Source organism: Pseudoxanthobacter sp. (genome assembly GCF_036822375.1).
Taxonomy (GTDB): domain Bacteria; phylum Pseudomonadota; class Alphaproteobacteria; order Rhizobiales; family Segnochrobactraceae; genus Pseudoxanthobacter.
Genome location: NZ_DAISHT010000126.1, coordinates 1 through 10,052 on the forward strand (window position 1 = coordinate 1; position 10,052 = coordinate 10,052).

10 protein-coding genes are annotated in these 10,052 nt (G+C 69.3%); 5 read left to right on the top strand and 5 right to left on the bottom strand.

Annotated elements, in window-relative coordinates; translation table 11 throughout:
• Nucleotide 1: 1 nt before the first annotated feature.
• The gene (hemF, locus tag V7067_RS11960; RefSeq protein ID WP_334176132.1) at nt 2-988 is read right to left on the bottom strand and encodes an oxygen-dependent coproporphyrinogen oxidase; all 987 of its coding nucleotides are present in this window, start codon (nt 986-988) and stop codon (nt 2-4) included.
• A 290-nt stretch (nt 989-1,278) separates the two neighbouring features.
• Between hemF and V7067_RS11965 the strand changes: the two genes are divergently transcribed.
• Nucleotides 1,279-3,150 (top strand): ABC transporter ATP-binding protein, encoded by a 1,872-nt coding sequence (locus V7067_RS11965; protein WP_334176133.1) that lies wholly within the window; start codon nt 1,279-1,281, stop codon nt 3,148-3,150.
• 3 nt (nt 3,151-3,153) lie between these two features.
• On the opposite strand, the gene V7067_RS11970 is transcribed toward V7067_RS11965, so the two are convergent.
• Nucleotides 3,154-3,612: a tRNA (cytidine(34)-2'-O)-methyltransferase gene (locus tag V7067_RS11970; protein ID WP_334176134.1), complete on the bottom strand. Its 459-nt coding sequence runs from the start codon at nt 3,610-3,612 to the stop codon at nt 3,154-3,156.
• A gap of 337 nt (nt 3,613-3,949) precedes the next feature.
• Here V7067_RS11970 and petA point away from each other — a divergent pair, with 337 nt between their 5' ends.
• Genes petA through V7067_RS11985 form a run of 3 tightly spaced genes read left to right on the top strand, consistent with a single transcriptional unit; the run spans nt 3,950 to nt 6,596 of the window.
• Nucleotides 3,950-4,522 (top strand): ubiquinol-cytochrome c reductase iron-sulfur subunit, encoded by a 573-nt coding sequence (gene petA, locus V7067_RS11975; RefSeq protein WP_334176135.1) that lies wholly within the window; start codon nt 3,950-3,952, stop codon nt 4,520-4,522.
• An 11-nt stretch (nt 4,523-4,533) separates the two neighbouring features.
• Nucleotides 4,534-5,772, top strand: coding sequence for a cytochrome b N-terminal domain-containing protein (locus tag V7067_RS11980; protein WP_334176136.1), 1,239 nt, complete (start codon nt 4,534-4,536; stop codon nt 5,770-5,772).
• Entirely contained in the window at nt 5,769-6,596 is an 828-nt protein-coding gene (locus V7067_RS11985; RefSeq protein WP_334176137.1) for a cytochrome c1, read from the top strand. The genes V7067_RS11980 and V7067_RS11985 overlap by 4 nt, the downstream gene beginning before the upstream one ends.
• Before the next feature lie 6 nt (nt 6,597-6,602).
• On the opposite strand, the gene V7067_RS11990 is transcribed toward V7067_RS11985, so the two are convergent.
• Nucleotides 6,603-7,037: a helix-turn-helix domain-containing protein gene (locus V7067_RS11990; protein ID WP_334176138.1), complete on the bottom strand. Its 435-nt coding sequence runs from the start codon at nt 7,035-7,037 to the stop codon at nt 6,603-6,605.
• Between the two features lie 101 nt (nt 7,038-7,138).
• On the opposite strand from V7067_RS11990, the gene V7067_RS11995 reads away from it, so the two are divergent.
• The gene (locus V7067_RS11995; RefSeq protein ID WP_334176139.1) at nt 7,139-7,888 is read left to right on the top strand and encodes an SDR family oxidoreductase; all 750 of its coding nucleotides are present in this window, start codon (nt 7,139-7,141) and stop codon (nt 7,886-7,888) included.
• A 43-nt stretch (nt 7,889-7,931) separates the two neighbouring features.
• Here V7067_RS11995 and recN read toward each other — a convergent pair whose 3' ends face one another.
• Entirely contained in the window at nt 7,932-9,611 is a 1,680-nt protein-coding gene (recN, locus tag V7067_RS12000; protein WP_334176140.1) for a DNA repair protein RecN, read from the bottom strand.
• A gap of 88 nt (nt 9,612-9,699) precedes the next feature.
• On the bottom strand, nt 9,700-10,052 hold a 353-nt coding region (gene bamD / locus V7067_RS12005), incomplete at its 5' end, for an outer membrane protein assembly factor BamD (RefSeq protein ID WP_334176141.1).

A 10,052-nucleotide genomic window follows, 5' to 3' on the forward strand; every position in this document is an offset into this window, starting at 1 on the left:
CTCACGGCCACAGGACGGCCGGCGGCATGGAGGACAGGATGGCCTCCACATTGCCGCCGGTCTTCAGGCCGAACAGCGTGCCGCGGTCATAGAGCAGGTTGAACTCCACATAACGGCCGCGGCGGATCATCTGTTCGCGCCGCTCCGTCCGGCTCCACGGGCGGGCGAGGTTGCGCCGCACGATCTGCGGGTAGATGGCCAGAAAGGCCTCGCCCACGGCGCGGGTGAAGGCGAAATCGGCGGCGACATCGCCGCTGTTGAGGTTGTCGTAGAAGATGCCGCCGATGCCGCGCGGCTCGCCGCGGTGCTTCAGGAAGAAGTAGTCGTCGCACCACGCGCGGAAGCGGGCGTAATCCGCGCCGGGGTGGCCCTCGCAGGCCGCCTGCATGGCGGCGTGGAAGGCGATCGTGTCGGGGTCGTCCTGCGTGCGGCGGGCGTCCAGCATCGGCGTCAGGTCGGCTCCGCCGCCAAACCACGACCGGCTCGTCACCACCAGACGGGTGTTCATGTGCACGGTCGGCACATGCGGGCTCCACGGGTGCACGATGAGCGAAATGCCGCTCGCCCAGAACCGCGGATCGGCATCCGCCCCCGGAATCTGACGCCGGAACGCCTCCGAGAACGTGCCGTACACCGTGGAGCAGTGCACCCCGGCCTTCTCGAACACCCGGCCGTGCAGCATGCCCGTCACGCCGCCACCGCCCGCATCGCCGTCCTCGCCGGTGCGTGTCCACGGCTTGCGCACGAAGCGCCCGGCCGGGCCCTCCGCGGCGCCGCCAAGGCCGCCGGCCTCGTCCTCGATTGTTTCCAGCGCATTGTGGATGCGGTCGCGCAGCGCCTCGAACCAGCCCCGTGCGGCGTCCTTCAGGGGGGCGAGAACGGCGGGATCGGTCTGCGGCAGGCCGGCGACGAGAGCATTGCGGATCGCCTGCTCGTCGGCGCTGAGCGTGCCGGCACGGGTCGGGCTCTCGTTCGTTGCATCGCTCATCGGACGGCACTTCCTGCGGTTGTCGCTTGCTGCTCTGGCGGCGGCACCATGGATCAGAAGACCTCCAGAGAAAAGAGCCGGCGCACGGGCCCCTGTGCCGGCGGCGCGGCCGGGCCTTGATTTTTGCCGCCGCTTGCCGGCCAATGCCGGCCGCTGTTGCGATCCGTTCCCGAAAATGGCCCGTCGCGAAAAAGCCCGGCCGGCGGATTATGGCGCAGAGCGACAATTGCGGCCGTGCCGCCCGGCCTCTGCCGGGCCGGGAGGCGTGGGGCCGCCGGAGGACGAACACCATGCTGGAACGGATGCTGCGCTGGTTTGAAGGGCGCATCGATCCCTTCGCGCCGGGCCCCGGCGGGGAGCCGCCGTCCGGGCTGATGGCGTTCTACTGGTATTTCGTCCGGCAGGCCTGGCCGTGGTTTGCGGCGGTGCTGGCGGCGGGTGCCATCGTCGCCCTCATCGAGGTGGCGATGTTCCGCTATGTCGGCTCTATCGTCGACCTGCTCGGCCGCACCACGCCGGAGCGGGTGTGGCAGGAACACGGCCTCACCTTCCTGTGGATGCTGGCCGTGGTGCTGCTCGGCCGGCCGCTGGCCGGCGCCTTCCACGATCTGGTGGTGCGGCAGACCATTCTGGCGCCGTTCACCAATCTGGTGCGCTGGCAGTCGCATCGCCATGTGGTGCAGCAGAGCGTGTCGTTCTTCCAGAACGATTTTGCCGGCCGCATTGCCGCGCGCGTGATGCAGACCGGCACGGCGCTGCGGGCCTCGGTGATCGAAAGTGTCGATGCGCTGTGGTTCGCCGGGCTTTATGCGGCGAGTGCGCTGGTGCTGTTTGCCGATGCCGACCTGTGGCTGGCGCTGCCGCTGGCGCTGTGGGTGGTGGGCTATGTGCTGCTGCTGCGCCATTTCGTGCCGAAGCTGAGGCGGCTGGCGCGCGACCTCTCCGACCGCAACTCGCTGCTGACCGGGCGCATCGTGGATGGCTACACCAACATCATGACGGTGAAGCTGTTTGCCCATGCCGAGCGCGAGGAGGCCTATGTGCGCGGCGCGATGGGCGAGCATGTGGAGGCATTCCGCGCGCAACTGCGCTCCATCACCGCCATGACGACCTCTGTCGCCGTGCTGAACAGCCTGATGCTGGGCGCCACCGGCGCGGTGGCGGTGGTGTTGTGGCAGGCCGGCATCGTCGGCCTCGGCGCCATCGCCTTTGCCACGGGTCTCGCCATCCGCATCGTCAACATGTCCGGCTGGATCATGTGGGAGGTGACGGGCATCTTCGAGAATGTCGGGCAGGTGCAGGAAGGCATGGCCACCATTGCCCGTCCGCTCACCGTCACCGACCGCCCGGCCGCGCCGCCGCTGGCCGTGGAGCGCGGCCTCGTGCGCTTCGAGGACGTGTCGTTCCACTACGGGCGGGCGAGCGGCATCATCGAGCACCTGTCGCTGACGGTGCGGCCCGGCGAGCGCGTCGGCCTCGTCGGCCGCTCCGGGGCGGGTAAGTCGACCCTGATTTCGCTGCTGCTGCGCTTCTACGATGTCGACGGCGGCCGCATCACCATCGACGGGCAGGACGTTTCGGCCGTGACACAGGAGAGCCTGCGCGGGGCCATCGGCGTCGTCACGCAGGATACCTCGCTGCTGCACCGTTCGGTTGCCGACAACATCCGCTATGGCCGCCCGGATGCCGGCGCGGCGGAGATGGAGGCGGCGGCGCGGCGCGCCCACGCCACGGACTTCATTGCCGATCTCAGCGATCCGAAAGGCCGCACCGGGTATGAGGCCCATGTCGGCGAGCGCGGCGTGAAGCTCTCCGGCGGCCAGCGCCAGCGCATCGCCATCGCCCGGGTGCTGCTGAAGGATGCGCCGATCCTGATTCTCGACGAGGCCACCTCCGCGCTCGATTCGGAGGTGGAAGCCGCCATTCAGGACGATCTGGAAACGCTGATGGAGGGCAAGACGGTGATCGCCATCGCCCACCGCCTTTCCACCATCGCCCGCATGGACCGGCTGATCGTGATCGACGACGGCCGCATCGTGGAAGACGGCAGCCACGCGGATCTGATCCGCCGCGGCGGGCTTTATGCGGATCTGTGGAAGCGCCAGTCCGGCGGTTTCATCGCCGACCAGCACGCCGGCGGAGCCGGCGCGGCGGCGCAGTAGCGGTCAGCGCCCCGGCCACAGGCCGGTCTGGCGCAGCGCCTCGCCGGCCACCAGGGCACAGGAGATGGCGACATTGAGCGAGCGCACGCCGGCCACCATGGCGATGCGCACCCGCGCATCGGCCGCTTCGTGCACCGCCTCCGGCACGCCGGCCGATTCGCGGCCGAACAGCAGCGTGTCGGACGGCGCGAAGGCAAAGGCATCGTGGCGCACCGCGCCGCGCGTGGTGAGCAGCACGATGCGGCCGGCCGGGCCGCGGGCGGCCCGGAACGCGGCCCACGATTCGTGCACTTCAAGGGCGGCGCGGGCCAGATAATCCATCCCGGCGCGCCGCAGGGCACGGTCGGAAAGGTCGAACCCGGCCGGGCCGATGACATCGACACCAAGGCCGAGGCAGGCGGCGGTGCGCAGAATGGTGCCGGTGTTCTGCGGAATGTCGGGCTGGTAAAGGGCGATGCGCATCGGGACGGGTCCGGCCGGTGACGAAGACGGGGTGGCCGGCAGGAGGCGCATGGCGGCGACATCCGTCAACCCCGTGCGCGGCCTGTGGCGGGGCGGCGCGGCGGTGTGGCGGCTGGACAAGCCGGCGGGCGGGTGCCACCAATCCGCTTCGGGCAGCCCTGCCGGCTGCGGCCGGGCGTGTCTTCGGGGGCCGGGCGTGTCTTCGAGGCGCGCGAAGAACGGCACCGCGCCGGCAACGGGTGCCCGGATGGTGAAATCTGCCGGTGAAATCCGCCGGTCGGTCCGGCCGGCCGGTTCTGCCGGCGGATCTGAAAGCAGCTTCTTGGGAAACAGGCCTTTGGCGACACCGGCAGACCCCCCGTCCGCAGAAAAGCCGACCCGGCGCGACTTCCTGTTCGTGGCCACCGGCACGTTCGCGGCCGTTGGCGGGGCGTTTGCGCTGTGGCCGCTGGTCGACCAGATGAACCCCGATGCCGGCGCGATGGCGCTGGCGACCACCGAAGTCGATGTCGGCGCGGTGGAGGAGGGGCAGTCGGTGGTGGTGAAGTGGCGCGGCCGGCCTGTGGTGGTGCGCCGCCGCACGGCCGCGGAACTGGCGGCGGCCGACGAAACGCCCCTTGCCGACCTCATCGACCCGCTGGCGCGCAACGCCAATCTGCCGCCCGATGCCCCGGCGACCGATGCCAACCGCGCGGCGCCTGCCGGTGGCAACTGGCTGGTGATGGTGCAGGTGTGCACGCATCTCGGCTGCATTCCGCTGGGCCAGCACGGCGACTATGGCGGCTGGTTCTGCCCCTGCCACGGCTCCGTTTATGACACCGCCGGCCGCGTGCGCGTGGGACCGGCGCCGGAAAACATGGCCGTGCCGCCCTATCGCTTCGTCAAACCCACCCTTCTTTCCATCGGTTGAGCAGGGCCGGCATGGCAGACCCCTCCCGTTACACGCCGTCCACCGGCTTTGCCCGCTGGCTCGATGCCCGCCTGCCGCTGCCGCGTTTCGCGCACGACCAGCTCAGCTTCCCGACGCCGCGCAATCTCAACTATTACTGGACGTTCGGCGGCATTCTCTCGTTCATGCTGGTGGCGCAGATCGTCACCGGTGTGGCGCTCGTCATGCACTACACGCCCGACGCCGGCCTGGCCTTCGACAGCGTCGAAACCATCATGCGCGATGTGAACTATGGCTGGCTGATCCGCTACCTGCACGCCAACGGCGCCTCGATGTTCTTCATCGCCGGCTACATCCACATTCTCCGCGGGCTCTATTACGGCTCCTACAAGGCGCCGCGCGAGGTGGTGTGGCTTCTCGGCATGATGCTGTTTCTGCTGATGATGGCGACGGCCTTCATGGGCTATGTGCTGCCGTGGGGGCAGATGTCGTTCTGGGGGGCGACCGTCATCACCAGCCTGTTCGGGGCCATTCCCGTGATCGGCGATCAGGTGGTGACGTGGCTGTGGGGCGGTTATTCGGTCGACGACGCCACACTCGGCCGCTTCTTCGCGCTGCACTATCTGCTGCCGTTCGTGATCTGTGCCGTTGTCGGGCTGCACGTGTGGGCGCTGCACACGGTCGGTAACAACAACCCCAGCGGTATAGAGGTGCGCAGCGGGCAGGATACGCTGCCGTTCCATCCCTATTACAGCATCCGGGATGCGCTCGCGATTGCCGTCTTCCTGCTGGTCTACGGATGGTTCGTATTCTACATTCCGAACTATCTCGGCCATCCCGACAATTACATTCCCGCAAACCCGATGGTGACGCCGCCGCACATCGTGCCGGAATGGTATTTCCTGCCGTTCTACGCCATCCTGCGTGCCGTGCCGTCGGAGATCGGGGGCATTCTGGCGCTGGCGGGCTCTGTGGCCGTGCTGTTCGCGCTGCCCTGGCTCGATCGCTCGCCGGTGCGCTCGGCCCGCTTCCGGCCGCTCTACCGTCTGTTCTTCTGGCTGCTGGTGGCCGATGTGCTGCTGCTCGGCTGGCTCGGCTCCCGGCCGCCGGAAGGCGGCTATGTGGCGGCCGCCCGGCTGGCGGCGGCGTGGTATTTCCTGCACTTCCTCGTCATCGTGCCGCTGCTGGCCCGCATCGAAAAACCGCGCCCGCTGCCGGCATCCATCGCGGTGGCGGTGCTGCCGCCGGCCGGGGAGGGCGGGGCATCATGAAACGGCTGGTCGTTGCCGCGGCGGCGCTGCTTGCCGCCCATGGTCTGGCGTTGCCGGCCCGCGCCGGGGAACCGGCGGTGGCGCGGCAGGCGTGGTCGTTCGCCGGCCCGTTCGGCCAGTACGATCCCGCCCAGCTTCGCCGCGGGCTGACGGTTTACCGCGAGGTCTGCGCCACTTGCCACGGTCTCGGGCAGGTGGCGTTCCGCACCCTGTCGCAACCCGGCGGGCCGGGGCTGACGACAGACGAGATGCGCGCCCTTGCCGCCGGTTTCGAGGTGCCCGACGGCGTCGATGCCGAAGGCATGCCGCGCCGCAGGCCGGGCCGGCCGGCGGATTTCTTTCCCGCGCCGTTCCCCACGCCTGCCGCGGCGGCCGCCGCCAACAACGGCATTGCCCCGCCGGACCTGTCGCTGATGGCCAAGGCCCGCGCCGTGCCGGCCGGGCTGCCCCGGCTGCTGAGCGATATCGTCACCCAGTATCAGGAAGCCGGGCCGGACTACATTTTCGGCTACCTCACCGGCTATGCCGATCCGCCGGAAGGCGTGGAGCCGCCGCCCGGCACGTTCTACAACCCCCACTTCATCTCCGGGCCGTTCACGGCCATGCCGCCGGCGCTGTTCGACGACATTGCGGACTATGGCGACGGCACGCCGCAGACGGCCGATCAGTATGCCCGCGATGTCTCCGCCTTCCTGATGTGGGCGGCCGAACCGACGCTGGACGCCCGCAAGAAGCTCGGCTTCATGGCCATGGTGTTTCTGGCGGTGCTGGCGGTGCTGCTGTTGTTCGTCAGGAAAGCGATCTGGAGCCGGGCGGGGCAATAAGCGGCGTCACACCCCCGCCGCTGCGGTCTGCTCGCGGGCGGCAAACGCCGCGCGGGCACGGCGGATCTCGTCGCGGTGCGTCTCCGCCCAGATCCACACGCCGCAGAACGCTGCCCCGAGGCTCTCGCCCAGCGGCGTCAGGGCATAATCGACCCGCGGCGGGATGACCGGATGCACGGTGCGCATCACCAGTCCGTCCTGCTCCATCTGCCGCAGCGTCTGGGTCAGCATCTTCTGGCTGATGCGGCCGACGGCCCGGCCCACCTGCGTGAAGCGCAGCGTGCCGCGCTCGTGCAGCACGTCGAGGATCAGCATCGTCCACTTATCGGCGACCTTGGCGATGATGTCGCGCACCAGCGCCTCGATTTCCGGATCGGTCTGCTGCGGGATCGGCTCCCGCAGACGGCTCTCGATGGTCGGGTCGGCCGGTGCCCTGTGCATGGGTCACTCTCCATCCGGTGCGTATAATTCTTTTCGGTGCCTTCTTTCGTCTGGAAACTATCGCGCTTAACTCGTGCGAACGCAATGAGGAGGCGACTGCCATGAAGATGACAGGCAACACCATTCTGCTGACCGGCGGCGGATCGGGCATCGGCGAGGCGCTGGCCCACCGCTTTCACGATCTCGGCAATACCGTGATCATTGCCGGGCGCCGGCTGAGAGCGCTGGAAATCGCGTGCGCGGGCCGTCGCAACATGCACGCCGTGCCGCTCGATATCGGCGATGCCGGCGACATCGCGGCCTTTGCAAAGAAGATCGTGGCCGACTTCCCGGCCCTCAACGTGCTCGTCAACAACGCCGGCATCATGCGTGTGGAAGAGCTGGACCGCGCCCGCGATCTGGCGGATGCCGAGGCGACCGTCGTCACCAATCTGCTCGGCCCGATCCGCCTCACGGATGCGCTGGTCGGCCACCTGTGCGCTGCGCCCGATGCCGCCATCGTCAACGTCACGTCCGGGCTGGCCTTCGTGCCGCTGATCGCGACGCCGACCTACTCGGCCACCAAGGCGGCGCTGCATTCCTACACGGTGTCGCTGCGGGCGGTGCTGAAGGGGCGTGTCGAGGTGATCGAACTGGCGCCGCCGGCGGTGCAGACCGAACTTACGCCCGGCCAGTCGACCCGCGCCGGTTACCTGCCGCTGGAAGCCTTTATCGACGAGGTGATGACGCTGTTCGGCCAGCAGCCGACCCCGCCGGAGATCCTCGTGCAGCGGGTCGGTTTTCTGCGCAATGCCGAGCGGGAAGGCCGCTTCGGGGCCGCCGTTGCGGCGCTCAACAACCTGGCATCCTGACCGGGCGCCGGCATCCTGAGCGGGGACGGGCCGCCGGCCGGGCTCAATGGCCGCCCGGCACATGCTCCAGCAGCCGGTCGGCCGCCGCCCGCGCCTCGTCGGTGATGGTGGAGCCGGCCAGCATGCGGGCGATTTCCTCGCGCCGCACGTCTTCCACAATGGGGGTGACGCGGGTCGTCACCCGGTCGTCGCTGCCATGGGCATCCTTGGCGATCAGCAGGTGGCCGCCGGCGCGGGCCGCCACCTGCGGCGCGTGCGTCACGGCGATGACCTGCACCTGCGCCGCCAGCCGCGCAAGGCGCACGCCGATGGCCTCGGCCACCGCGCCGCCGACGCCGGTGTCGATCTCGTCGAACACCAGTGTCGGCGCCGAACCGCGATCGGCGAGCGCCACCTTCAGCGCCAGCAGAAAGCGCGACAGCTCGCCGCCGGAAGCCACCTTCATCATCGGCCCCGGCCGGGTGCCGGGATTGGTGCGCACCCAGAATTCCAGCTGGTCGATGCCCTCCGGCCCGGCGGCCTCCGGGTCGGCGGTCATTTCCACGAGGAAGGTCGCGCGTTCCAGCTTCAGCGCCGGCAGTTCGGCGGCAACGGCCTGCTCCAGCGCCCGTGCGGCGGCCAGCCGCTTCACCGACAGCGCCTCGGCAACGCGCGCATAGCCGGCCCGCGCCTCGGAAACGGCGGTCTCCAGCCGGCCGAGTTTTTCCTCCCCCGCATCGATCTCGGCCAGATCGGAGGCCATGCGCACGGCCAGCGCCGGCAGGGCATCCACCGCCACCTGATGTTTGCGGGCCAGTGCGCGCAGCGCAAACAGCCGCTCTTCCGTCCGCTCCAGTTCCCGCGGGTCGAACGCCACGGCGGTGAGGGCTGCCTCAAGGCCGCCGCGCGCTTCCTCCAGCGCATCGAGGGCACGGCCCAGCGCATCGGCGGGCGGGCCGGCCAGCGCCGGCACTTCGCCGCGCTTGCGCTCCAGCCGCTTCATCAGGCTGGCGATCTCGGGGATCGGCGAGCCGTTGCCGTCGAGCGCGTCATAGGCATCGCGGAGGTCGCCGGCGACCCGCTCCGATTTCATCATGTCGGTACGGGCGGCGGCGAGCGTGGCTTCCTCGCCTTCCGCCGGGGCGAGTTCGTTCAGTTCGTCGACGGCTGCGCGCAGATAATCGACCTCGCGGCGGGCTGCCTCCACGTGGGCGCGGTGGCGCACCAGAGCGGTTTCCGCCTCGCGCCGCCGGCTCCACGCGGCCGAAACCGTGCCCCGCTCCGCCTCCAGTCCGCCGAAGGCATCGATCAGGCTGCGATGGGCGGCGGGGTCCACAAGGGCGCGTTCGTCGTGCTGGCCGTGGATTTCCACCAGCAGGGTGCCGATGGTCTTCAGAAGCGCCACGCCGACCGGCTGGTCGTTGATGAAGGCGCGGGTGCGCCCGTCGGCCGACTGCACCCGGCGCAGGATGATGTCGCCGTCGGCTTCGATGGCATTTCCGGCCAGCAGGCCGCGCGCGGGGTGGGCCGCCGGCACGTCGAAGATGGCGGTGACCTGACCCTGCGTCTCGCCATGACGCACGAGACCGGCATCGCCCCGGCCGCCGAGGGCCAGCGTGAGCGAATCGAGCAGGATCGACTTGCCGGCACCGGTCTCGCCGGTCATCACCGTCAGGCCATGCCGGAAGCCGATTTCCAGCCGGTCGATCAGCACGATGTCGCGGATCGAAAGCGCGACGAGCATGCGCGGGCCTCGCAGCCTGAAGGCCGCCGGCCCGCTGGCCGGGCACGGCGGCTGTCGTGTGATGGATCGGAAAGCGCGGTGCGCCGGATCAGAGCAGCTTGAAGTTCTCGAACGCCTTGCTGATCCAGCTCTGCTTGAACTCTTCCGGCTGGTAGCCGCCCTTTTCCAGAAGCTGGTAGGACGCCTTGTACCAGCTGGAATCGGGGAAGTTGTGGCCCAGCACGGCGGCCGCAGTCTGCGCCTCCGGCACCACGCCCATCGCATAATAGGCTTCCACCAGACGGGCCAGCGCCTCTTCGACCTGACGGGTGGTCTGGTATTGGGTCACCACATCGCGGAAGCGGTTGATGGCGGCGATGTAGTCGTGGCGGGCCAGATAGAAGCGACCGATTTCCATTTCCTTGCCGGCCAGCTGATCGTTGATCATCTGGATCTTCTGGC

What these genes read in the sequence shown, in the direction of transcription:
- hemF (WP_334176132.1), bottom strand. Translation starts at nt 988, where the DNA reads ATGAGCGATGCAACGAACGAGAGCCCGACCCGTGCCGGCACGCTCAGC.
- V7067_RS11965 (WP_334176133.1), top strand. Translation starts at nt 1,279, where the DNA reads ATGCTGGAACGGATGCTGCGCTGGTTTGAAGGGCGCATCGATCCCTTC.
- V7067_RS11970 (WP_334176134.1), bottom strand. Translation starts at nt 3,612, where the DNA reads ATGCGCATCGCCCTTTACCAGCCCGACATTCCGCAGAACACCGGCACC.
- V7067_RS11980 (WP_334176136.1), top strand. Translation starts at nt 4,534, where the DNA reads ATGGCAGACCCCTCCCGTTACACGCCGTCCACCGGCTTTGCCCGCTGG.
- V7067_RS11985 (WP_334176137.1), top strand. Translation starts at nt 5,769, where the DNA reads ATGAAACGGCTGGTCGTTGCCGCGGCGGCGCTGCTTGCCGCCCATGGT.
- V7067_RS11990 (WP_334176138.1), bottom strand. Translation starts at nt 7,037, where the DNA reads ATGCACAGGGCACCGGCCGACCCGACCATCGAGAGCCGTCTGCGGGAG.
- V7067_RS11995 (WP_334176139.1), top strand. Translation starts at nt 7,139, where the DNA reads ATGAAGATGACAGGCAACACCATTCTGCTGACCGGCGGCGGATCGGGC.
- recN (WP_334176140.1), bottom strand. Translation starts at nt 9,611, where the DNA reads ATGCTCGTCGCGCTTTCGATCCGCGACATCGTGCTGATCGACCGGCTG.